This is a genomic window from Ochrobactrum sp. S1502_03 (assembly GCF_044435015.1).
GTDB lineage: Bacteria > Pseudomonadota > Alphaproteobacteria > Rhizobiales > Rhizobiaceae > Brucella > Brucella chromiisoli.
In genome coordinates, this window is record NZ_JAYEXN010000015.1 from 1 (window position 1) to 21,702 (window position 21,702).

Consider the following 21,702-nt stretch of genomic DNA (forward strand, 5'->3'; position numbering starts at 1 on the left):
GTCATACGCTTTGAAATCGCCGAAGTACTTGGTGATTGCTGCGGTCAGCGACGTTTTACCATGGTCAACGTGACCAATCGTGCCGATGTTTACGTGTGGTTTGTTACGTTCAAACTTGCTTTTTGCCATCGCCGTTGTTCTCTTTGTTCTAGAACCGCTCGAGCGCCAGCACAAAAATCAATCTGATTTTCAGGCCGACATTTATGCCAAAACGGAACGGCGAACCGCCCGTCGATGATTCCTTACACGCCTATCCGCTCTTGAAAAACTGGAGCGGGTAACGGGAATCGAACCCGTGTATTCAGCTTGGAAGGCTGCTGCTCTACCATTGAGCTATACCCGCATACTCTAAACTCTGATCCGAAAGTGGTGGAGGAAGTTGGATTTGAACCAACGTAGGCTTAGCCAACGGATTTACAGTCCGTCCCCTTTAACCGCTCGGGCATTCCTCCTAATATCACTATCAGCAGAGTCGAGTAACTAGGCATTTTCTGCAGAATGTCTGGTGTGCTGTGGAAGCGTTCCGTCGTTCTGCGAGGGCGCTTATGCCGATATGAACCGCTCCTGTCAACAGGATAAAATTGAAAAGAATGCATATCCTTCCAATAGTTGCAGGTGCCAGTGGCTGAGTGTACGGCAGAATTCCCGGAAATGCGCGCTTATCGGCACTTGGACAAGAAAAAATCTGACTTCATTTAGTTCTGATCAAGCTATCTTCGCCGCTGTGGACAGGATATAAGCAGCCCATGAACGATCAAAATTCTTCCCGTACCCCAAAAGATTCTCATTATGCGCGCCTGCGTCGCGAGCATCGCGACCAAAAAGCGGCTCATGAAGGCAAGGCGCCGCACAAGCCGCAGCGTGCGCCGATTCCTGCAGGTCGCGTTGCAGAAGGAACAGTCCGTCTTTACGGCCTGCACACCGTACGCGCAGCAGTAGAGAATCCCGCGCGCAAGATTTTGCGCATGCGCGCCACACGCAATGGCTTCGCTCGCCTTGAAATAGGTGAAGCGGAGGGCCTGCCCTTCCCTGTTGAAATCGTCGAGCCAAAAGACATCGACAAAGAGACCGGGTCAGATGCTGTGCATCAGGGCGTTATGATCGAAGCGGAACCGCTTCGGCACAAAAAGCTTTCAGAACTGAAAGAAAGCCCGCTTTTGCTGGTGCTTGATCAAGTGACTGACCCTCACAATGTCGGCGCAATCATTCGCTCGGCAGTTGCTTTTGGTGCAGGTGCGCTCATCACCACAAGCCGGCACAGTCCGCAGGAAAGTGGCGTTCTGGCCAAAGCGGCTTCCGGTGCGCTTGAATTGATTCCCCATATCGAAGTGCGCAATCTCGCAGATGCAATCGAAGAGCTGCATTCGCTCGGTTTCATGACCATCGGCCTTGATTCGGAAGGCCCACAGGAGATGGAATCAACACTGACCGGGGATCGCATCGCTCTCGTGCTGGGTGCTGAAGGCAAAGGCCTGCGCCAGAAGACGCGCGAAACAGTCAATGCGTTAGCGCGACTGGACATGCCCGGTGAAATCAAGTCGCTCAACGTTTCTAACGCAGCCGCTATTTCGCTTTATGCAGCGGAGCGTTACCTGCGCACGCACAAAAGCTCTTAAAGCAAACCCTATAATTGTCTGATATTCCGAATCTTGAGCGTTTTATACGCTCCAGATTCGGATCAGCCCTTTGCCCTTAAGCTGTCGCAATATAGCTGCGAATCTCTTCCGCTTCGCGTTCCACATCCTCAATGCGCCGCTTCACAACGTCACCGATTGAGATGATTCCCGCAAGTTTGCCATCTTCTTCCACCGGCATATGGCGAAAGCGGTTATGCGTCATGATCTCCATCACCTGATTGATCGTGTGATGTTCCCGGCATACCTGTACTTTCGACGTCATGAATTCAGAAACAGGTCGCGCTCCAACCTGCTCCTGCTGTGAAGCAATTGCGCGAACCACATCTCGTTCCGAAAGAATGCCTTTGATGTGTCCGGCTTCATCGCAGGCAACAATTGCACCGATTTTATGTTGGGCCAGAATAGCAATGGCGTGCGAAAGCGTGTCGTCCGGTCTGATGACGACAACATCCCTGCCTTTGTTTTCGAGAATCGATCTAACAGTCATGCCAAAATCCCTCCCAAGGTTCAGCAATCAATCACGAGAACACGTCTCATGATTGTAACGCAGCTCCTCCAGTTGCGTTCCAGCAATGGTGCGCTTTGATTGACTGCTTTGCAAGCGAACTAAATGGGGAGGAATCAGCTCAGCGCCTTAAAACGGCATCATAGTTTCGCGGCTTATCAAGCAGCGCGATTCCAAAAAAGCCGGCGATGAAGCCACCAATATGTGCTTCCCACGCAATCCCCGACAAACCGGCTCCACCTGTCGAATAAAGACCTGTGGCAAGATTGATAAGAAACCAGAAACCCACGAAAACCAGCACCGGCTTTAAGGTCAACGTCAAACCCACTGGCAAAACGGGTCCGGCAAACTCCGAACGGCGCCCATGCCCGACCCTGCGGAAACCATAACGCGCTGCAGCGCCCATCATACCGGAAATCGCACCCGAAGCGCCGACAAGCGGCGTAACGCTTTCGGGATAGATCGCATAATGCGTCAATCCGGCGACGACCGATGTGAGAACCCAGAAAGCAAGCATACGTCCGGTGCCGATACGACCAGCAAGCGGTGATCCGAAAGCCGCAAGCCAGATCATATTCACCGCAATATGGGCAAATCCGCCATGCATGAACGAATAACTGATAAGCGTGAATAGCGCCGCAGGATCGGTGAAGCCACCCGCCAGAGAAAACCGTGCCGGAATCAAAGCAAACTGCAACATGAATGCGTAGTTGCGCTGCTCGCTTATAAGATAATTCTGATAGATATAGACAGCGGCACACATACCCATCAGCGCGAGAATCACGCCCGGTATGTTGAATATCGGCTCACCACCGCCCGATCGTCTCGAATCATTCGTATGTTCGCGCATTTCAGGCTGAGGAATACTCATTAACCGCCGCTTTCCAGCTCGCTGCCTATTTTCAAAACAAGCATTCTAGATAAGTGACAATTGGTTAAAAATAAAGGCCGCCGGAGGGTCCCGTACGGCCTTGTCGCAAATGTCTGACATTTACGAGACAAAATCTGGAGATCAGGAAAAAGCCAACCAAGACAATGACTTCTTCTGACAACTCATAGAACCGCTACAAGCGAGTTTTTGCAACAATTACTTCTTGTTAACCTTAACGAGCAAGCACAGTGGATGAACAAAGCGTTAAGCTGGCATCCTTGCTGTTAATACTATTTTAATGCGCGGACCGACGGGCACTGTCCAAAACCAGTTAAACGGCCAGAGAGTAAGCAGCAGCGCATAATGAAAAACCGCAGCACGATGGCAATTTTCAGTGAATGGCAGCGACTGGCCTTACGTCAGAGCGGCAGCCTTCATGCGCCACTGCGCGAATCAATTGAGCCACGCAAGCTGGGACGTCATCTGTCAGACCTGTTTTTTCTTGAAGAAGACCAAACCGGCGAGTTGATATTCCGTCTTGCCGGTACCCGCCTCTGCGCTCTGTTTGGGCGCGAGCTCAAAGCGACACGCTTTCTTACGCTTTGGCCAGAACGAAATCGCCCTGCCCTCAATGAACTTGCGCGAAACGTCAATGCACTGTTGATTCCCGCTTTAAGCCAGAACGACGGTATCAGTCTCTCAGGACGCAGCCTGTCTTTTGAGATGCTGCTCGCTCCCCTCTCGCCAAGTGAGGGCGGAAAATGCAATCTGCTGGGTAGTATTGCCATTCTTGATGATGTCACCTGGGCAGGTGCTGATCCGCTTGTTCTTGGAAATCTCAACAGCGTGGAGCCGCTGGCACCTGATCTCATCGTGAAGCCGGAAATTCGTAAACCCTCCGTCATGACAATGAATGGTGCAGACGGCAGCCGCGGATGGGCACCCCTGCCACAACCGCGCGATATCCCTCGATTGCGGGTTATCCCCGGCGGCAAAGTCTAAAAGGTAAACGCGCACTAAGGTTACGGATTGGCAAACCCTATTTTTGGCCAGTTCAGGCATCAAAACGCCATAAATCATGCTATTATAGGCTCAAATGAGCTGTTTCTGAACAAAACCTTGCCAAACCCTGCGCAGTTTTATTCAAATTAGATTCGCATTTTCGCCTCTGAATTTTCCCACTCTCAAAGTCTTGCAAGCATTCTTGTTTCCAACAGGGAGACAAAAAGAATGACGAAGCAAACAATCATCGCAGCATTGCTGATCCTTCTGGGAACGGCTTTTGCGCAAGCCGCAAGCCCCGCATCAAAATCACACTGGATGCCGACCGGCGAACGCACATCGCAGCCAATCGGCCATTATGAATTTTGTCAGCGCCACGAATCGGAATGCAAAATCACCAGTTCCAACAGCGCGCCACTCACGCTCAATCAAAAGCTGTGGCAGGAAATCGTCGCTGTGAATGCGAGCGTGAACGAGAAAATCGCGCCGCGCACCGATATGGAAGTCTGGGGCCAGGAGGAATATTGGGAATATCCAACCACGGCTGGCGATTGTGACGACTATATGCTTCTTAAGCGGCGCGAGTTGATGGCTCTTGGCATTCCAGCCAACACATTGCTGATGACCGTTGTGCGTCAGCCCAATGGTGAAGGCCACGCTGTTCTGACGGTTAGAACCGACCGCGGCGATTTCATTCTCGACAATCTTGATCAACGTGTGCTTGCCTGGAACGATACCGACTACACATTCCTCAAGCGCCAGTCGACGGCAAACACCGGCACATGGGTGTCGATCAAGGCTGGCAGTGATCTGCTCGTCAGCGGCATCCGCAACTAAATGACCGAACAAAGCTGTGTGAGAGGGACAGGTGTCATTCCCCGTCCCTCTTTGCATGGGATTGATTCTTTTTTACGCCGGCTCCAGCCCGCGCATGAAAGACTGACCTTTTTCGACATAGTGCTGGGCCGAAGCTTTCAGTTTTTCAACGGCAACGAAATCAAGTTCCCGAATAGCCCGTGCTGGTGAGCCGACAATCAGCGAATTATCGGGAAACTCTTTGCCTTCCGTGACAAGCGTACCAGCGCCAATAAGACAATTATTGCCAATCTTCGCACCGTTGAGGATAATCGCCCCCATGCCAATCAGCGTATTGTCACCGATCGTGCAGCCATGCAGGATAGCACGATGCCCGATCGTGCAACCTTGCCCAATCGTCAGCGGAAAACCAATATCGGTATGCATGATGGTGTGTTCCTGCACATTGGTACCGGCACCCACCGTAATTGTTTCATTATCCCCGCGCAAAACAGCCCCGAACCAGAAACCTGCATTCTCGCCGACCACGACTTTGCCGATCAGCGTTGCATCCGGCGCGATCCAGTTGCTGGCACGGTCTGCAAATTCTGGCTTATGTCCGTTATAAACATAAATTGGCATCGGCTTCCCTCCATCACGAAATCTCCCGGCAGAATGCGCTATTTATCCTGAGAACGGAATGCGTGCGTAGAATAAAAAAAGCCCTCTCTGCCAAGCAGAAAGGGCGTCTCATTCAACGGCTACAAATCTCAGAGATCGACGTCGAGAATAGCCATTGAGAAATTATAGGACAGTTCGCCTTCGTCCTCATCCTTGTAGACAAGCCCCAGGAACTCGTCATCCAGATAGACCTCAGCGGAATCATCCTTACGTGGGCGCGCCTTAACCTGAAGGCCGGGATTATTGAAAGTCCGCTTGAAATAGGCGTCGAGTTTCTTGAGTTCTTCGGGTTTCAACCGGCTTCTCCTGCTACTGATTTAAGGCCGGTTTAATGCACCCGCCATTATCCAATGTAAAGCATTAACGCACGCGTCACGAAACGCATGCACGCATAGTTATGATTATGTAAGCATGATATAGGCCACCTCTGCTAAAAAGCCAGAAGGCGGTATTTTTGATCCATGAAGCGGTCAGATACCTTCGCCAAACATATGTTCTCCGAATGCCGCCTCACCCAGCATCTGGTCCATAACGCGGGATGGCTCGGAGCAACCGCTTTCGCCCACCACTTTTGCCGGAACACCGGCAACCGTCGCATTATGCGGAACAGGCTTCAGCACGACCGAACCCGCCGCAATCTTTGAGCAATGCCCCACTTCGATATTGCCAAGAATTTTTGCCCCGGCACCAATCAGAACACCGTGACGAATCTTTGGGTGTCTGTCTCCACTCGCCTTGCCCGTGCCGCCAAGCGTCACGCCATGCAGGATGGACACGTTATCTTCAATAACGGCTGTTTCACCCACCACAAGCCCGGTCGCATGATCAAGGAACAACCCGCTGCCAAATTGGGCGGCTGGATGAATATCGGTCTGGAAAATCGAAGACGAGCGGCTTTGCAGATAATAAGCAAAGTCCTTGCGGCCTTCTTTATAGAGCCAATGCGCCAAACGGTGTGTCTGAATGGCATGAAACCCTTTGAGATAAAGAATAGGGTCCATGAAGCGGCTGTAAGCCGGATCGCGATCATAAACCGCCTGAATATCGACGCGCACAATGTGCGACCACTGCGGATTGGCCTCCAGCATCGCGTCAAAAGTCTGGCGCAGAATATCAGCGCTCAAATCCGCATGACCAAGGCGTTCGGCGATGCGATGCATGACGGCATCTTCCAGCGTCGGCTGATTGAGAATCGTCGCGTAGAGAAACGTTCCAAGCACCGGGTCGTTCTTTGCCGCTTCCTCCGCTTCAGCGCGAATGGAATGCCAGATCGGATCAACTTGCCCCAGCGAAGGTGACAATTTTGCGTTCGAGCGAACGGACATCATGCATACTCCAATTTTGCTGATCGCAGATAGCAGACCACTGTCTTTGCCCTATGCCTGTCCTGCAATGCGCATTCGGCTGTTAACATATCTCAAAACGCTTCGCCTTGACACCGCGTAAATCTGGTTGATACCGTTGGTCAAAACTCAAAGAGGATGATCCTCCAGAAAGGTCAACACGCCTTTCTTATAGACTTTGTCCCCCACCGCCAACATATGATCACGGTCAGGAATGTCGAGCGCCTGACCGTTTGGCAGCATATCGGCCAATTCCTGAGCACTTCCGGCAATGTCATCTGTCGTGCCGACGGCAACAAGGACCGGCTGCATGATGCGTGCAATTGCCTCGGCAGAAACCAGTTCCTTGGAGGTAATGACACAGGCTGCCAGCGCAATACGATCGCTTTTGGTCTGATCCGCAAATTTGCGGAACATCAGCCCCCGCGGATGCGTGATTGTCGATGGATCGTCTGCAAGCAGCGCTTCGCCAATCGGCTCCCAGTCGCCCGCACCCGTCACCATACCAATGCCAAGTCCGCCAAAAACAACGCTGTGAACCCGTTCGGGATGCTCAATTGCCAGAAATGCGCTGATGCGCGCGCCCATGGAATAACCCATCACATGGGCCTTTTCGATGCCAAGATGATCAAGCAATGCGGCCGCATCGCCTGCCATAACGCTTGGCGTATAGTCCGCAGCATCATGGCTTTTGTCCGAAAAACCATGCCCGCGATTGTCAATGGCAATCACGCGATAGCCAGCTTCTGTCAAAGTGCGAAACCAACCCGGTGACACCCAGTTGACGAGGCTTGAGGACGCAAAACCATGAATAAGCAGGATGGGATCGCCCTCTCCGTCCTGACGATAAGCAAGACGCAAGCCATCATGTTCGAAATATTCAATATCGAGCGCGCTCAATTATGCATTCCCTTTGATTTCTCAGACAGCTTGGTTGCCGGCGGATTTAACCGCGACATTCACCACAAATCACTCTGTGGATCGCCCTGTCACCAAGCTTTATACCGGTTCGTTTAACAGTACCGGCCAGAAGTTCAACCACATATGCGGCCGGACCATGCGAAGAAATAATGTCTTCGGAAAACGGCACTGCGTTTTCATGGATAGCCGACACATGGCCGCTATCGTCCAGGAAAACCATGTCCAGGGGTGACGGCGTATTCTGCATCCACATCATCACATCGCGCATTTCACCAAAAACAAACAGCATTGCACGATCTTTAGGAAAATCGGTACGCCACATCAATCCGCGCATCCGCGCCTCATCGGTATCAGCAATTTCCAGCCTGAATGACGCCTTGCCCTGCGCCGTAATGAAAGTCAGCGGCTCTTTATCCAGTGGCAAAAGCATCGGCTTGGTTTCCTGCGCATGGGCGGAAACCGCAAAGAAGATAAATGCGAAAACAAAAAGTATGCGGCCCATATGTCGATTTATCCTGATTGCTCATATTCATGCCCGCTAACAGGCATCAAAAGGTCGTGCTGACGACCTGACGCTAAGATTGAGCGTCGAACATTATCAACGCGCTGCCAGCGCGACAAGCGCAGTCACGGGCTTGTGAAAGAGCATGAAACGGATGAAATCAGTGCGAAACGGGTATAACCGTACCAATATCCGGATGAATTTCGGCCGCCATCAACCCTTTATCGCCATTGCCGAAACGAATGAGGACGACCTGTCCGGGGCGCAGTTCCATCATACCAAAACGACGGAGCGTCTCCATATGAATGAAAATGTCTTCTGTGCCCTCGCCGCGCGTAAGAAAACCGAAGCCTTTGGTACGGTTGAACCACTTCACAATGACGCGCTCAAGACCGCTTGATGGCGTAACCGTCACATGTGTACGCTGCGGCGGCATCTCCGCAGGATGAATTGCGGTGGTTGTATCCATGGAAAGAACACGGAAACATTGCATCCCCCGATCACCGTTACGAACTTCGCAAACTATGCGCGCCCCTTCCAGCGCAGTTTGGAAACCATCACGGCGAAGCGTGGTCACATGCAAGAGAATATCGGAAACACCGGGCTGGTCGGGCACGATAAAACCGTAACCCTTTGCCACATCAAACCATTTAATGCGGCCCGACACTTCAACAAGATCGCCTAGCTCTTCTGAGGAGGCCTGACTGCGAAACTGGTCATTCGACACAGATTTATCTGCCATGCGCTCGCCCCTCCTCTTTGTGTTCCGTTGCGACTCTCACCTGATTCTTGCCCAAAGAATAACACTTCCTTAACCATAGGCGGCAAGTCTAAACTTTTACAGTTTTGAAGATGACCACAGGCTTTGTATATTCATCGTTAATTCCTAAATTTCCAAAATAGAAACCTTACCTGCCAAAAACATATGGCGGCATGGGCGTTCGACAACTTGTTGACTTGTCATTTTCACGCGCCACCTATCCATAAATTGCTTTATGATTGCTCCAACATGCGAAACAGGAGAAGACTATGCGCTATCTGCACACGATGGTCAGAATTAAAGACATCGATGAATCGCTCGACTTTTATGTGAACAAGTTTGGCCTTGAAGAAACACGCCGCACAGAAAATGAGAAAGGCCGATTCACGCTGATCTTTCTTGCCGCGCCGTCGGATAAAGACAAAGCCCAAGCAGAACGCGCACCGGAGCTTGAACTGACCTATAACTGGGACCCTGAAACCTATACGGGCGGCCGCAATTTCGGCCATCTCGCCTATGAGGTCGATAATATCTACGAAACCTGCCAGACGTTGAAAGATGCAGGTGTCACCATCAACCGTCCGCCACGCGACGGGCACATGGCCTTCATCAAATCACCCGATGGTATTTCTATTGAGTTGATTCAGAAGGGCGAACGCCTTGCCCCGCAGGAGCCATGGGCTTCCGCCGAAAATATCGGCAGCTGGTAAGCAAAAAGCCCGGTCTCGCGACCGGGCTTTTTATGTTTATCCGGTGCCTTGAATGGCCGACAGCAGCCAATTCCCACCATCGACACGCGTGAACGTCCAGACTTCTACGCTTTCAACCGGCTCATCAGGATTGCCTTCAACAACCGCGCCCGTATTGCGATCCAGCATGACGTCGATTGCGGAATAGCGCATAGCAACCGTCGCATAATCGACATTGCCTTCGCGCCATGCTTCGGAAACGTCACCCTGAAGCAGCTTCACATCTTTGACTTCATTACGCATACCGCTTGAGGCGATCTCGCCGAGTTCCTCAGCCAGATAAGACATGGCTTCCGGCGTTGCGAGCTTGCGCAGCGCCGCATAATCCTCGCGACCATAGGCGGTCTGGATTTCGGCCAGCATCTGCTCAAAACGATCAAGCTCTTCCTGACCAATTTCCAAAGGCGACTCCTCAACAGCGTTCGCCGCAGGTGTTTCGGCCTGCTTGACTTGAAAAGGATTGACCGATGGTGTGCGTGCACCAAAGCCTGCCTGCGGCGCAGCACTCTTGGCAGCACCGAACGGCTGCGCGCCTGCATTGCCAGCACCCGCTGCCGCCGTCTGACGACGATTGGCAAACATACGCATCACAAACATGGCAATGAGCGCAATGACGGCAACCTGCAACAACAGGCCAAACATACCGGCAAGACCGCCAAGGCCGTTACCGAGCAACATGCCAATCAGACCACCGACAAGAAGGCCACCGAGCATCGAACGGCCAAAATTGCCGAACATACCGCCTGAACGTGCTGCCGCTGCGTTCTGCGTGCCCGCTGCAGCGCCCGGACGATTGGTCTGTTGTGCACCCGTGTTGGGCGTCATCGAACGCTCAACCGGTGCTGCATTGTTTGGCGCAGTGCGTGTCGGCGCCGGTGCCTGATAGGTGCGCGCACCGCGACTACCAAAACCGCCCCCGCCTGCACGGCGAGCCTCGGCGAAATCGACAGCGGCAAAAGAGGCGATCAGCCCAAGGACCATTGCAGCGGTCAGTTTGGTCAGGCGGTTTCCGGAACCCGGCATAAGTATCTCCCAAGTGAAACATCACAGAATATTTTAGTCCGTGATTATATGGGAATTCATCCCCCGTTTTCACAAGAGCGTGAAGGCAAAAAAGTTGAGAAAATTCAAATAGGCACAGCCGCATCCAGAATCTGTATCTGAGGAGTGACTGAACCATTCCAGTGATTGAGCGACAGATTGCCAACAATATGGACGCTTTGACCGATATTATTGAACAAAAACCGCCCCAGATCGCCTTCGGCAGCGCGGAATGCGATAGCATTGACGCGTTTGCCGTCTGCACCGCGCAAGGCAACGCGCACATGGTCCCGTCCCACACCGCGAACATCGGCAAGAATGTGATGTGGGAGAGCCAGAACCGGCTGCGGATGCGCCGAACCGAATGGTCCCGCCTTTTGTAAAGATTCATAAAGCGAGACGGTCGCGCCTGATGCAGCCACCGCACCATCAATGGAAAGGCTCTGATTTTCCCGCAGACGCGCGACAATATCAGCCGATTCCTCCTCAAAATATGCGCGAAGCGCACCAAGTTTGCTGCGTTCAATGGTGATGCCAGCGGCCATGGCATGTCCACCGCCCTTAACCAGCAATCCCCGCTCCACAGCGCCGCGAACGAGTTTACCAAGATCAAGCCCGGAAATGGAGCGTCCAGACCCGGAACCAACACCATTCACATTAAATGAAATGGCAAATGCCGGGCGACGCGCTTTCTCTTTAAGACGTGACGCGAGAAGCCCGACAATACCCGGATGCCAGCGATCACTCGCCGTCACAATCACCGAGGCGCCAGCACCACCGGAAAGTTCAAGCGCGGCCTCCGCCTCCGCCTCAATCAGCATTTCGGCCTCCATCGCCTGCCGTTCCTGATTGAGCCTGTCGAGCTCAACCGCAATCGGATCGGCTGCAACAGGATCATCCAATGTCAACAGACGCGCGCCCAGTCCCGCATCGCCAATACGGCCACCCGCATTGATACGTGGGCCAATCAGATAGCCTAAATGAAAGACATTGAGCGGTTCGCCAATGCGCGAAACACGGCCAAGTGCTGCAAGCCCGGCATTGCTCTGGCTGCGCGCAACCAATAGACCTTTCACAACAAAAGCACGATTAACGCCCTTTAACGGCACGACGTCACAAACAGTAGCAAGTGCCACAAGATCCAGCAGCGAGAGAAGATCCGGCCCGGCTCCTTTGCCGCGCTCACGCAGGATTTTTGTCACCTGAACAAGTGTCAGAAACACCACACCAGCGGCGCAAAGATGCTCTTGCCGCGAAATATCGTCTTCCCGGTTCGGATTGACAATCGCCACCGCGTCGTCCGGCAAATCGCCACCAACCTGATGGTGATCGAGAACCACAACGTCGGCACCCGCTTCTTTCGCGGCAGTGATGGACGGTGCGCTGTTGGTGCCGCAATCCACCGTCACAATCAGTGATGCGCCTTTGCCAACCAATTCGCGCATGGCATCAGGGTTCGGACCATAGCCTTCAAAAATACGATCTGGAATATAGATCGAATGCGCAATGCCATAATGTTTCAGAAACCGCGCCATCAATGCAGATGAACACGCGCCATCGACATCATAATCGCCAAAAATTGCAACGGTTTCGCGTCGCATAATGGCGTCGGCAATCCGGTTGGCGGCCTTATCCATATCGGTCAGCGTAGCAGGATCCGGCATCAAATTGCGCAAGCTCGGATCGATAAATTCCGGCGCACCTTCCACCGTAACTCCGCGGCCTGCAAGCACCCGTGATACCAGATCGGAGATGCCATGATGCTGCGCTATGGCAAGCGCTATGTTGGCCTCACGCGGACCAAGCCGGTCCATCCATTTCTGGCCAGTGACTGATTTGCGGATACCAAGAAAATAGCGTTCTGTTGTCATGCGTTCTTAAAGACACAAAAGGCGGCATTTTTGCAATGCCGCCTTTGTTCATTCCGCCTTGTGTGATCTTAAAACTTTGAAAGATCCTGATGCCTCGCCTTGATTTCACGAACCGTTTGAGAGCTTGAGCGCATAACGATTGTATGTGTCTGAATATAATCTCGCGCAAATCTAACGCCTGACAGCATATTGCCATCGGTGACGCCAGTTGCAGCAAACAACACGTCACCCTTTGCCATTTCTTCCATCGTATAGATTTTCTTCGGGTCGGAAATGCCCATCTTCGCCGCGCGCGCAATCTTTTCATCGGAGTTGAGCTGAAGACGCCCCTGCATCTGACCACCCATACAGCGCAAAGCGGCCGCAGCCAGCACACCTTCCGGCGCACCGCCAATACCGATGTAAATATCGATCCCGGTTTCATCGGGGTTTGTCGTATGCATCACACCAGCAACGTCACCGTCACCGATCAGACGAATAGAAGCGCCCGTTGCACGCACTTCTTCAATCAATCGAGCATGGCGCGGGCGATCCATGATACAGGCCGTGATTTCGTGCGGCTGCACACCCTTGGCCTTGGCAAGCGCCATGATGTTATCCGTCGGCGTCGCATCAAGATCGACAACGCCCTTTGAATAGCCCGGACCAACAGCAATCTTTTCCATGTAAACATCTGGCGCATAGAGCAGATTGCCCTTTTCAGCGATGGCAATAACTGCCAGCGAATTCGGCAGGTTCTTGGCGCAAATCGTTGTGCCTTCCAGCGGATCAAGCGCGATATCGACATCAGGCCCCTGTTTGGTGCCAACTTCCTCACCGATATAAAGCATGGGCGCTTCATCGCGTTCGCCTTCACCGATCACAACCGTACCAGCAATCGGCAGGCGGTTGAGTTCCTGACGCATGGCATCAACCGCTGCCTGATCGGCAGCCATTTCATCGCCACGTCCACGCAGGCGCGCTGCGGCTACGGCTGCGCGCTCAGCCACGCGGACCAGTTCCAGCGTCAGAATACGATCAAGTCCATGAGCCAATCCATGAGGTTGCTGTTCTGCATTCTTAGCCATGTGAACAAAGTCCCGAATTTGAATTACGTTGCTGCGTTCGTATAACGCCAGTGTCGCTTCCTAGTGTCGCTGCCGATAGCGCCATTATGCCAATCTTTTGTCAAAGTCCCTCGCTCTCCGCAAGTGAAAGCGGCACGAGCAACGGAAAGAACGCTAAAAAGATTTAGCACTCAAGCTCTTAATCGATTTAGAGCTTGAGTCCTATCGGAGCGGGGCAAGGACCAGCAAGAGTATGCGCTTATCGACCTTGAGCGGCTTCAAAGAAAATCTCTGGACTATCCACCTCAATCAGCCTTTTTCTGTCAATTACCCAAAAACGATTGCCAACGTTACGCACGAAACTGCGGTCATGCGAGACAATCAGGCTCGCTGTTTCATCACTTAACAATTCCGCTTCCAGTGCTTCCTGGCCATCAATATCCAGATGATTGGTTGGTTCATCCAGAATATAGAAATTCGGCTTGGTCAGGCGCAAAACCAACATGGCAAGACGCGCCTTCTGCCCTCCTGAAAGCCGCGACAACGGCTTGGCCTGTAATTCCAGCGTCATGCCAGCGCCGGCAAGCAAGGATCGGGCGCGCTGGTCGCCAATATCGAAACGCTTCATGATCGTTTCAAAAGGCGTTGAGTTATCCTTAAGCTCGGATAAAGCCTGATCGCTATAACCCAGCACCAGCGACGGCGTCGCCTTGATGCCTGTAAGCGAGTGTTCCGGCTGAATGATTGCTTCGCGAACCAGTGTCGATAACCGCGTTTTGCCCGTGCCATTGGCACCCAGCAGCACGACTCTATCTCCGGGGTTGATCCAAAGCTGATCGGTTTTATAAAGAGAGCGGCCATCGGGCGTCGCAATCTCGGCCCGATCAATCATGATCAGCGCCTTGGCATGGCTGCCCCTTCCGTCGAGCTTGATCGTGCCAGCAGAACGCTCGATATGCGCTGCTTTTGCGCTTTCCTCGATTTTCTCGGCTCGCGCGCGCAGTTGCTTGGTTTTCACCACCAGCAAATCGCTGCCCGAATTGATGCCAATATTGTTAAGCTTCGCCGCCTGTCTTCGCAATTGCTGGACAATTTTCATGTCCTTTTCAAACTGACGCGCATCCGCAGCATCTATTTCATCAAGCGCCACACGCGCCTGACTATAGGGCAAAGCAAAAACAAACGACTTCTCCGCGCGCAGAAAAAGCGTGCGCTTCGTCACCTCATCAAGAAAAGCGCGATCATGGCTGCACACAATGACCGCCACCGAACGCGGAAGTGCAGCAAGCCAGTTTTCCAGCAAGTGCACTTTCTCAAGATCAAGATGGTTGGTCGGCTCGTCCAACAAAAGGACATCAGGCTCGGACACCCATGTGTGCGCCAGAAGCGCAAGTCGCTGCCAGCCACCGCTCAATTGCCGAATGGAGAGTTCACGCAGTTCTGCCGGAACATTGAGATCGTCGAGCACAATGTCGGCGCGCCAGCTTTCATAATCGCGTGCGTCTTCATCCAATCCTCCAAGCACAACGTCATAAAAGGACATGTCCATCAGGTCATCGGCAACATACTGGCTGACATAGCCGATTTTGAGTCCACGCGAGCGGGTAATGACACCGCTGGTCGGCTCCCCCTCTCCCACGATTAATCGTAAAAGACTGGTCTTTCCACGACCATTGGCGGCAACAATTCCTAACCGCTCGCCTTCACCAACGATGAAATCGAGGTTTGCAAAGAGTGTTTCATGAAGCGTAAGCGATAGATTCTGAACAGAAATAAGAGACATGGCAATGAGCCCAATTTTGCCAAGCACAAGTGAGCAGCGTCCAAAGCGCTTTATCGATGTACTTGCAAATGTCCGGCAACAGCATTTGAAGCTGCGCCTTCGGAAAAGGCAGAAAAAGACTTTTGTTTCAGTCTTAATCGGCCCTGCACAATTTACTGTTGCAGGGCAAAATCAGGGCCGTACTGACGATGATGGTCGTGACGTGTCACATCCATATTACAGCCCTCCTTTTCCGTGTTTGTCTCTCAGCCGGACAATTCCGACCGGGGTTTCTTAACAAAATCGTTGCCGCCCTTCAAGAGCGGCAACGTGACCGACGTTTCTCAGCCTGCGCGCTCGATACGGATCATCTGCGGCTTGTTGACAAGGTGATCATCCTTGAGAATGGCATCAAGCGCCTTTTTAACAGCGGCTTCCGTTGTCTCGTGGGTTACAAGAATGACCGTCTTGATGCCATCACTCACGTCACTGTCCATCAAAGGACGCTGAACGATGGATTCAAGCGAAATGTCATTTTCCGCCATGCGCTTGGCAATCGCGGCAAATGCACCAATGCGATCATAAACCGTCAAGCGAATGAAATAACCGCCGGCATGTTTGCGCATTTTTGCGCGCTTATAAGGCTGCAAGGCTTTTGCAGGCGTGCCGAAAACCGGGCCATGCTGGAATCCGGGACGGCTCTTGGCAATATCCGCGAGATCACCGATCACAGCCGAAGCCGTGGCGTTGCCGCCCGCACCCGGACCGGAAAGCAACAGTTCACCCAGAAGGTCGGTTTCGATTGCCACGGCATTGGTCACGCCATGCACCTGCGCAATAACCGATGAGGTGGGAACCATGGTCGGATGCACCCGCTGCTCAACGCCGGTGTCGGTTTTCTGCGCAACGCCAAGCAACTTGATTCGATAGCCAAGCTCGTCGGCAGCACGAATGTCGGCCAGCGATATGTTGCTGATGCCTTCAAGATAAATATCGTCAGCGGCAATGCGCGTGCCAAATGCAAGGCTTGTGAGCAGCGCAAGCTTGTGCGCGGTATCATTGCCCTCGATGTCGAAGGTGGGGTCAGCTTCCGCATAGCCAAGACGCTGGGCATCAGCGAGGCAATCTTCAAACGAGATTCCCTCTTCCCACATCCGGGTGAGGATGTAGTTACAAGTACCGTTCATGATGCCATAAACGCGCGAAACCGTATTGCCGGTCAGTGATTCACGCATCGCCTTGATGACAGGGATACCGCCAGCAACAGCCGCTTCAAAATTAAGAAGCACGCCCTTCTCTTCGGCAATCTCGGCAAGCGCCACGCCATGCTTTGCAAGAAGCGCTTTGTTGGCGGTCACAACGTGATGGCCAGCACGCAATGCAGCTTCAACAGATGCCTTAGCCGGGCCTTCATCGCCACCGATCAACTCGACGAAAACATCAATGCCAGCGCTTTTGGAAAGTTCAACCGGATCGTCAAACCATTCAATCCCACCAAGATCGACGCCACGATCCCGTGTGCGGTCGCGTGCACTGACAGCGGTAACGATAACCTGTTTGCCGCATTGACGAGTGAGCATTTCGGCCTTGTCACGCAGAATACGCAACACCGAAGCACCAACGGTGCCCAATCCGGCAACGCCGATCCGCAATGCATCACTCATTATCTCGACCTTCTGAATTGTTGATTTTGTATGGGAGGGAAACAAGGGCCGACCAGAAGACGCCCCTTGTTATGTTCGGTTAAAATCGCTTAGCGGCGACCTTCAAGCGGAATAACATTATGTAGATTCTCATCCTTTGTGGACAGGAAGCGCTTGATGTTACGCGCAGCCTGACGGATGCGATGTTCGTTCTCGACAAGAGCAATACGAACATATTCATCACCATGTTCGCCAAAGCCTACGCCCGGTGCCACGGCAACATCGGCCATCTCAACCAACAGCTTGGAGAATTCGAGCGAGCCCAGCGCACGAAAGCGCTCTGGAATCGGAACCCATGCAAACATGGTTGCAGCCGGCGGCGGCACATCCCAGCCAGCACGGCCAAAGCTTTCAACCAGCACGTCACGACGCTGCTTATAGACATTGCGGACATATGCAATGTCAGAGCCATCACCATTCAGCGCTGCGGTTGCCGCAACCTGAATAGGTGTGAACGCGCCATAATCCAGATAGGATTTTACGCGGGTCAAGGCTGCAATCAGACGCTCGTTACCCACTGCGAAGCCCATGCGCCAGCCCGGCATCGAGAATGTCTTCGACATCGAGGTAAATTCGACAGCCACATCCATTGCGCCCGGCACTTCAAGAACCGATGGCGGCGGGTTGTTTTCGTCGAAATAGATTTCCGAATAAGCGAGATCGGACAAAATAATGAGATCATTCTTGCGGGCAAAATCGACCACGTCCTTATAGAAATCCAACGTCGCAGTATAAGCCGTCGGATTCGAAGGAAAGTTGAGGATCAGCGCCAGCGGCTTTGGAATGGAGTGCTTTACCGCGCGATCCAGCGCACGAATAAACTCTTCATCCGGCTTAGCAGGAATCGAACGGATCACACCACCCGACATGATAAAGCCAAACGAGTGAATCGGATAGGTTGGGTCCGGACAAAGCACCACATCGCCAGGCGCTGTGATTGCCTGTGCCATGTTGGCGAAGCCTTCCTTGGAACCAAGCGTCGCAACAACCTGTGTATCCGGGTTAAGCTTTACACCAAAACGACGCGCATAATATTGCGCCTGCGCACGGCGAAGACCCGGAATACCCTTCGATGAAGAGTACCGATGCGCGCGCGGATCCTGAACAGCCTCACAAAGCTTATCGACAATGTTCTTAGGCGTCGGCAGATCGGGATTACCCATTCCAAGATCGATAATATCGGCACCGGCCGCTCGCGCCGATGCCTTCAGGCGGTTAACCTGTTCAAAGACATAAGGTGGCAAGCGACGGACTTTATGAAATTCTTCCGACATGATCCTGTTCCAGAAAGGGGTTGAATGAAACGGCGCGTATGCACCGGGTTAGGAGCTATACACCTGTTATCGAATCGGGTCGAGACTTGTTACGCCTCAGCGACGAAGCTTTTAAATGTCAATAAAAGCCAATTATTCCCCGGATTCGATCTGCTTGAGGGTCGCGTCTGTTTCTTCCTGCGCCTGCTTACGCAACGCGGCAGCCTGCGCTGGTGTCAGTGTCGCAGAGGAAGAACGCGAAACCGCAAGGCGCGTCCGGTCAGAATCAAGCCCTGACGTGATCTGCGCTTTTTCTTCCGGCGTAATCTGCGTGGTTGCAGCTTTCGGCATACGACCAAAGGTCGGATAGGTATCGGTGCGCTTGGCACCTTCCTGCGGCGTGCCCCGAAATTCCGCCCCACCGGCACAGCCCGCAAGAAACGCCACGGCTGTTGCTGCCAGCATGAAATTGGCAATCTTCCGCGTGTTCTTGGTCATATGTCCGGTCCCAATTCTGATATTCTGCCTGCATCTGGCAATATGCCTGATGCGACACAGATAATATAATGCGAAATGGATAGCACCATCTCAATACGTCATGTCAACATGTGAGTTGAAAATGATAAGACTGGAAGCACTCGAGCGACACCCTCAGTAGCAAGTATAAACAAAAATTACGAATAGTAATATTGCGTTATTTCAATGCAATTTGAAGGTCATTTGCTCCATTCTAAAACATTGAGTGCTTTTCAGTAGTTGCCTTTGGCAGTTAAAAATCCTAAAAATTGGTTACAGTTTATCACTCGTTGATTTGTATCTTAGCGCTTTAAAGCGATGACAAAACTGATCTTTTCGCGATAAGGCGCTGAAAATATTCAAGCATTTCCAGAATGGGTTCGACAGGGCCTTGCATAGGAAGCGCTTAAAACAAAGTGATAGAGCGGTTTGAAAATCCGTCTTGATGGAAACCGCTCTCGTTATCTACCCCGGTCTTGGTGACTGGTTTCAGTGAGTAAATCTGCTTTCTATTGATTAGCGAAACTCACATGGAAGAGCTGGAGCAGACATTGAAACTTGCAGAGCCATCGCAAAAAACGACAAGAAAACTGCTTTGCGGCAGTGTAGCCCTGATTGCGCTTGTTCTGACATCCTGCACCTCTACGGGTAACGGCAATTCACCATTACAAATGACAAACAGCGCCGATGGTTCCATTATTGCGGATACGCTTCAGAGTGCCGCCGATCAGACAATCGCTGCCGAAGCAGCCCAAACAGGCGCAGCAACTCAAACACAAAAGCCGACTGCTGTTGCCGAAGCAAAACCGGTTGAAAACAGCACAAAGGCTGTAGCTTCAGCAACCTCGACAACCGGGACGGCTTCACAGGCACCGGACAGCTCTGTTCAGGTTGCGGCTCTTGCGACAGAAAGCAAACCCTCTTCTCTGTTCAGCATATTCGGCAAAAAGCCAACCGAATCCCCCGCTGAAACCGCCGCTGCAACAGAAGCGAAAAAGCCTGATCAGAAAGCTGAAGAGCAAACTGCAGCCACGCCCGAAGCCAAGCCGGAGGCAAAAGCTGAGGCGGCAGAAGCAAAACAGCCAGAGACACCCAAACCCGCAGAGCCGGAAAAACCAGTTCAGGTGGCGTCGCTCTTTGGCTCAGCAAAGAACGCCAATGCCTATGTCGCGCCCCAAAGCCCGGCGACGGCCGGCCAAGGCAGCATCGCGCGCCTGTTCAACGACGAGGATGCGGGCAACTCAAAAAATAAGAAACTTGCCGTTGTAAGACCTAACACAAAATCAACGCGGGACTATAATTATTCGCTTCCTGGCGTGCGCCCCAATGGCGGCTTTGAAATCAAGCATCGCAAAAGCATCTATGATGATAGCGACATTGATGCCAATGAATATGATGATTATGCATCCGTGCAACTTGCCTCGGCACCCGGATTGGCGCGCCTTGCGCCCAACGGCTTGAAAGTCCAGCGTGAAACGGTCGATGTGGCCTGCCTCAAGCCGCAGCTTGTGACAATGCTCAAGACGATGGAACGTCACTTCCGTCGCCCCGTCATGATCACATCCGGCTATCGCAGCCCGTCCTATAATCGCAAGGTCAATGGTGCACGCAAATCACTGCACATGATCTGCGCTGCTGCCGACATTCAGATTTCCGGTGTTTCAAAACACGAGATTGCACGCTTTGCACGCAACATGCCAGGACGCGGCGGCGTCGGCACCTATTGCCATACCACCGCAGTTCACGTGGACGTCGGCCCTGAACGTGACTGGAACTGGAGCTGCAAGAAATAATCCAAATGTTTAAAGCCGGGATCAGTTCCCGGCTTTTTCTTTAATTTTCATAGTGATAGCTACGTCATCAGCCATATGGCAGACGACAAAACCGGCCCCCGGCGAGTTTTTTTTAGAAAAGTTATATTAAGGGCTTGCGAGTCAGGTTCTTCCTGAATATAAGCCCACTCACACCAGCTACAGGCGCCCATCGTCTAGCGGTTAGGACAGCGCCCTTTCACGGCGCAGACAGGGGTTCGATTCCCCTTGGGCGTACCACTTGCTGGTTTTTCTTTCCAAAATCATGATTGCCAAAAAACCTCGAGCGACGATTTCGTCTGATGCGGTGTATCTCCGCTCTTCTTGGCATGCCCCCTCTATCCCTTTGTTTTCGCATGTTTCCTTTGACAAGCGCAGCCACTGAATTTTTCTTGAATATTTTCTCAAAAAGGACTTGCGTGGCAGAATTTTCCTGCCTATAAGCCGACCCACACCAGCAACAGGCGCCCATCGTCTAGCGGTTAGGACAGCGCCCTTTCACGGCGCAGACAGGGGTTCGATTCCCCTTGGGCGTACCACTTGCTGGTTTTTTATTACCCTAAAAATTGGTATGAATATAAGTGGTACTGCCTCTGGCATGATGTTACGCGTGGTCCGTTCAAACAGAAAACCGGACAGACATCATGGCCAAAACAACAGCAACCGTGTCCACCACGCATGCAAGCCGCTATTTGCAGCAACTATGCAAACATTGGGCGCATAAGTTCACAGTCGAATTTACGCCGGAAAGCGGTCGAATCGATTTGGGCGAGAATCGCGTTGTCATGCTCAATGCCAGCGAACAGAATCTCACTGCGACCATAGAGGCTCCGGAAGCAACTCTCGAACAGATGGAAAACGTCGTTTCGAGCCATATTGCGCGCTTTGCGTTCCGCGAGGAGCTGATCTTCAATTGGATGCGGGAATAACTTG

23 protein-coding genes and 4 tRNA genes are annotated in these 21,702 nt (G+C 52.4%); 9 read left to right on the forward strand and 18 right to left on the reverse strand.

Annotation, left to right across the window (positions count from 1 at the left end):
- The 3 genes from VBH83_RS11380 to VBH83_RS11390 all read right to left on the reverse strand — a co-directional run.
- Positions 1-129, reverse strand: a 129-nt coding sequence (locus tag VBH83_RS11380) for a GTP-binding protein (RefSeq protein WP_396997790.1), incomplete at its 3' end; no start/stop codon positions are given.
- A 140-nt stretch (positions 130-269) separates the two neighbouring features.
- A tRNA-Gly gene (locus VBH83_RS11385) sits at positions 270-343 on the reverse strand.
- A 24-nt stretch (positions 344-367) separates the two neighbouring features.
- Positions 368-452 (reverse strand) — tRNA-Tyr (locus VBH83_RS11390).
- Positions 453-746: 294 nt separating this feature from the next.
- On the opposite strand from VBH83_RS11390, the gene rlmB reads away from it, so the two are divergent.
- Positions 747-1,616, forward strand: a complete 870-nt coding sequence (rlmB, locus tag VBH83_RS11395) for a 23S rRNA (guanosine(2251)-2'-O)-methyltransferase RlmB (RefSeq protein WP_265985234.1) — start codon at positions 747-749, stop codon at positions 1,614-1,616.
- Between the two features lie 76 nt (positions 1,617-1,692).
- Here rlmB and VBH83_RS11400 read toward each other — a convergent pair whose 3' ends face one another.
- Together VBH83_RS11400 and VBH83_RS11405 are read right to left on the reverse strand one after the other, a co-directional pair.
- Entirely contained in the window at positions 1,693-2,124 is a 432-nt protein-coding gene (locus tag VBH83_RS11400; RefSeq protein WP_265985236.1) for a CBS domain-containing protein, read from the reverse strand.
- Between the two features lie 139 nt (positions 2,125-2,263).
- Entirely contained in the window at positions 2,264-3,013 is a 750-nt protein-coding gene (locus tag VBH83_RS11405; protein ID WP_265985238.1) for a rhomboid family intramembrane serine protease, read from the reverse strand.
- Positions 3,014-3,376: 363 nt separating this feature from the next.
- Here VBH83_RS11405 and VBH83_RS11410 point away from each other — a divergent pair, with 363 nt between their 5' ends.
- Together VBH83_RS11410 and VBH83_RS11415 are read left to right on the forward strand one after the other, a co-directional pair.
- Positions 3,377-4,015, forward strand: a complete 639-nt coding sequence (locus VBH83_RS11410; protein ID WP_265985240.1) for a PAS domain-containing protein — start codon at positions 3,377-3,379, stop codon at positions 4,013-4,015.
- A gap of 228 nt (positions 4,016-4,243) precedes the next feature.
- Entirely contained in the window at positions 4,244-4,852 is a 609-nt protein-coding gene (locus tag VBH83_RS11415; RefSeq protein WP_265985242.1) for a transglutaminase-like cysteine peptidase, read from the forward strand.
- A 72-nt stretch (positions 4,853-4,924) separates the two neighbouring features.
- Here VBH83_RS11415 and VBH83_RS11420 read toward each other — a convergent pair whose 3' ends face one another.
- From VBH83_RS11420 to VBH83_RS11445, 6 genes are all read right to left on the reverse strand, one after another.
- Entirely contained in the window at positions 4,925-5,452 is a 528-nt protein-coding gene (locus VBH83_RS11420; protein ID WP_265985244.1) for a gamma carbonic anhydrase family protein, read from the reverse strand.
- A 128-nt stretch (positions 5,453-5,580) separates the two neighbouring features.
- Positions 5,581-5,787: a DUF3126 family protein gene (locus VBH83_RS11425; protein ID WP_007875463.1), complete on the reverse strand. Its 207-nt coding sequence runs from the start codon at positions 5,785-5,787 to the stop codon at positions 5,581-5,583.
- A gap of 174 nt (positions 5,788-5,961) precedes the next feature.
- Positions 5,962-6,816 (reverse strand): serine O-acetyltransferase, encoded by an 855-nt coding sequence (gene cysE, locus VBH83_RS11430; protein ID WP_265985478.1) that lies wholly within the window; start codon positions 6,814-6,816, stop codon positions 5,962-5,964.
- 147 nt (positions 6,817-6,963) lie between these two features.
- A complete protein-coding gene (locus tag VBH83_RS11435; protein WP_265985247.1) occupies positions 6,964-7,734 on the reverse strand; it encodes an alpha/beta fold hydrolase in 771 nt (256 codons plus the stop codon).
- 46 nt (positions 7,735-7,780) lie between these two features.
- Positions 7,781-8,257: a DUF192 domain-containing protein gene (locus VBH83_RS11440; protein ID WP_265985249.1), complete on the reverse strand. Its 477-nt coding sequence runs from the start codon at positions 8,255-8,257 to the stop codon at positions 7,781-7,783.
- Positions 8,258-8,417: 160 nt separating this feature from the next.
- On the reverse strand, positions 8,418-8,999 hold the full coding sequence (locus tag VBH83_RS11445; protein ID WP_265985252.1) for a cold-shock protein: 582 nt from the start codon (positions 8,997-8,999) through the stop codon (positions 8,418-8,420).
- 287 nt (positions 9,000-9,286) lie between these two features.
- Between VBH83_RS11445 and gloA the strand changes: the two genes are divergently transcribed.
- The gene (gloA, locus tag VBH83_RS11450) at positions 9,287-9,727 is read left to right on the forward strand and encodes a lactoylglutathione lyase (RefSeq protein ID WP_265985254.1); all 441 of its coding nucleotides are present in this window, start codon (positions 9,287-9,289) and stop codon (positions 9,725-9,727) included.
- A gap of 36 nt (positions 9,728-9,763) precedes the next feature.
- Here gloA and VBH83_RS11455 read toward each other — a convergent pair whose 3' ends face one another.
- The 4 genes from VBH83_RS11455 to VBH83_RS11470 all read right to left on the reverse strand — a co-directional run bounded on the left by VBH83_RS11455 (position 9,764) and on the right by VBH83_RS11470 (position 15,507).
- Entirely contained in the window at positions 9,764-10,789 is a 1,026-nt protein-coding gene (locus VBH83_RS11455) for a Tim44 domain-containing protein (protein WP_265985255.1), read from the reverse strand.
- A 104-nt stretch (positions 10,790-10,893) separates the two neighbouring features.
- The gene (recJ, locus tag VBH83_RS11460; protein ID WP_265985257.1) at positions 10,894-12,678 is read right to left on the reverse strand and encodes a single-stranded-DNA-specific exonuclease RecJ; all 1,785 of its coding nucleotides are present in this window, start codon (positions 12,676-12,678) and stop codon (positions 10,894-10,896) included.
- Positions 12,679-12,746: 68 nt separating this feature from the next.
- The gene (gene glpX, locus VBH83_RS11465) at positions 12,747-13,745 is read right to left on the reverse strand and encodes a class II fructose-bisphosphatase (protein ID WP_265985259.1); all 999 of its coding nucleotides are present in this window, start codon (positions 13,743-13,745) and stop codon (positions 12,747-12,749) included.
- 238 nt (positions 13,746-13,983) lie between these two features.
- Entirely contained in the window at positions 13,984-15,507 is a 1,524-nt protein-coding gene (locus tag VBH83_RS11470) for an ABC-F family ATP-binding cassette domain-containing protein (RefSeq protein WP_265985261.1), read from the reverse strand.
- A 4-nt stretch (positions 15,508-15,511) separates the two neighbouring features.
- Here VBH83_RS11470 and VBH83_RS11475 point away from each other — a divergent pair, with 4 nt between their 5' ends.
- The gene (locus VBH83_RS11475; protein WP_265985263.1) at positions 15,512-15,784 is read left to right on the forward strand and encodes a hypothetical protein; all 273 of its coding nucleotides are present in this window, start codon (positions 15,512-15,514) and stop codon (positions 15,782-15,784) included.
- Positions 15,785-15,830: 46 nt separating this feature from the next.
- On the opposite strand, the gene VBH83_RS11480 is transcribed toward VBH83_RS11475, so the two are convergent.
- From VBH83_RS11480 to VBH83_RS11490, 3 genes are all read right to left on the reverse strand, one after another.
- Positions 15,831-17,150, reverse strand: coding sequence for a homoserine dehydrogenase (locus VBH83_RS11480; protein WP_265985265.1), 1,320 nt, complete (start codon positions 17,148-17,150; stop codon positions 15,831-15,833).
- A gap of 89 nt (positions 17,151-17,239) precedes the next feature.
- Positions 17,240-18,463: an LL-diaminopimelate aminotransferase gene (locus VBH83_RS11485; protein WP_396997746.1), complete on the reverse strand. Its 1,224-nt coding sequence runs from the start codon at positions 18,461-18,463 to the stop codon at positions 17,240-17,242.
- A gap of 132 nt (positions 18,464-18,595) precedes the next feature.
- Complete coding sequence (locus VBH83_RS11490; RefSeq protein ID WP_265985269.1) at positions 18,596-18,940, reverse strand: hypothetical protein; 345 nt, start codon at positions 18,938-18,940, stop codon at positions 18,596-18,598.
- A 569-nt stretch (positions 18,941-19,509) separates the two neighbouring features.
- Here VBH83_RS11490 and VBH83_RS11495 point away from each other — a divergent pair.
- The 4 genes from VBH83_RS11495 to VBH83_RS11510 all read left to right on the forward strand — a co-directional run bounded on the left by VBH83_RS11495 (position 19,510) and on the right by VBH83_RS11510 (position 21,698).
- Complete coding sequence (locus VBH83_RS11495; RefSeq protein ID WP_396997793.1) at positions 19,510-20,751, forward strand: D-Ala-D-Ala carboxypeptidase family metallohydrolase; 1,242 nt, start codon at positions 19,510-19,512, stop codon at positions 20,749-20,751.
- A gap of 183 nt (positions 20,752-20,934) precedes the next feature.
- Positions 20,935-21,009, forward strand: a tRNA-Glu gene (locus VBH83_RS11500).
- Positions 21,010-21,233: 224 nt separating this feature from the next.
- A tRNA-Glu gene (locus VBH83_RS11505) sits at positions 21,234-21,308 on the forward strand.
- A gap of 105 nt (positions 21,309-21,413) precedes the next feature.
- A complete protein-coding gene (locus tag VBH83_RS11510; protein WP_396997748.1) occupies positions 21,414-21,698 on the forward strand; it encodes a DUF2218 domain-containing protein in 285 nt (94 codons plus the stop codon).
- The last annotated feature ends 4 nt before the right edge of the window (positions 21,699-21,702 follow it).

Excerpts from the sequence above, each read along its gene's own strand:
- gloA (WP_265985254.1), top strand. The coding sequence starts at position 9,287 with ATGCGCTATCTGCACACGATGGTCAGAATTAAAGACATCGATGAATCG.
- VBH83_RS11420 (WP_265985244.1), bottom strand. The coding sequence starts at position 5,452 with ATGCCAATTTATGTTTATAACGGACATAAGCCAGAATTTGCAGACCGT.
- VBH83_RS11490 (WP_265985269.1), bottom strand. The coding sequence starts at position 18,940 with ATGACCAAGAACACGCGGAAGATTGCCAATTTCATGCTGGCAGCAACA.
- VBH83_RS11400 (WP_265985236.1), bottom strand. The coding sequence starts at position 2,124 with ATGACTGTTAGATCGATTCTCGAAAACAAAGGCAGGGATGTTGTCGTC.
- VBH83_RS11445 (WP_265985252.1), bottom strand. The coding sequence starts at position 8,999 with ATGGCAGATAAATCTGTGTCGAATGACCAGTTTCGCAGTCAGGCCTCC.
- VBH83_RS11410 (WP_265985240.1), top strand. The coding sequence starts at position 3,377 with ATGAAAAACCGCAGCACGATGGCAATTTTCAGTGAATGGCAGCGACTG.
- VBH83_RS11405 (WP_265985238.1), bottom strand. The coding sequence starts at position 3,013 with ATGAGTATTCCTCAGCCTGAAATGCGCGAACATACGAATGATTCGAGA.
- VBH83_RS11485 (WP_396997746.1), bottom strand. The coding sequence starts at position 18,463 with ATGTCGGAAGAATTTCATAAAGTCCGTCGCTTGCCACCTTATGTCTTT.
- glpX (WP_265985259.1), bottom strand. The coding sequence starts at position 13,745 with ATGGCTAAGAATGCAGAACAGCAACCTCATGGATTGGCTCATGGACTT.
- VBH83_RS11415 (WP_265985242.1), top strand. The coding sequence starts at position 4,244 with ATGACGAAGCAAACAATCATCGCAGCATTGCTGATCCTTCTGGGAACG.
- rlmB (WP_265985234.1), top strand. The coding sequence starts at position 747 with ATGAACGATCAAAATTCTTCCCGTACCCCAAAAGATTCTCATTATGCG.
- recJ (WP_265985257.1), bottom strand. The coding sequence starts at position 12,678 with ATGACAACAGAACGCTATTTTCTTGGTATCCGCAAATCAGTCACTGGC.
- VBH83_RS11470 (WP_265985261.1), bottom strand. The coding sequence starts at position 15,507 with ATGTCTCTTATTTCTGTTCAGAATCTATCGCTTACGCTTCATGAAACA.
- VBH83_RS11480 (WP_265985265.1), bottom strand. The coding sequence starts at position 17,150 with ATGAGTGATGCATTGCGGATCGGCGTTGCCGGATTGGGCACCGTTGGT.
- VBH83_RS11510 (WP_396997748.1), top strand. The coding sequence starts at position 21,414 with ATGGCCAAAACAACAGCAACCGTGTCCACCACGCATGCAAGCCGCTAT.
- VBH83_RS11475 (WP_265985263.1), top strand. The coding sequence starts at position 15,512 with ATGAGCCCAATTTTGCCAAGCACAAGTGAGCAGCGTCCAAAGCGCTTT.
- VBH83_RS11455 (WP_265985255.1), bottom strand. The coding sequence starts at position 10,789 with ATGCCGGGTTCCGGAAACCGCCTGACCAAACTGACCGCTGCAATGGTC.
- cysE (WP_265985478.1), bottom strand. The coding sequence starts at position 6,816 with ATGTCCGTTCGCTCGAACGCAAAATTGTCACCTTCGCTGGGGCAAGTT.
- VBH83_RS11440 (WP_265985249.1), bottom strand. The coding sequence starts at position 8,257 with ATGGGCCGCATACTTTTTGTTTTCGCATTTATCTTCTTTGCGGTTTCC.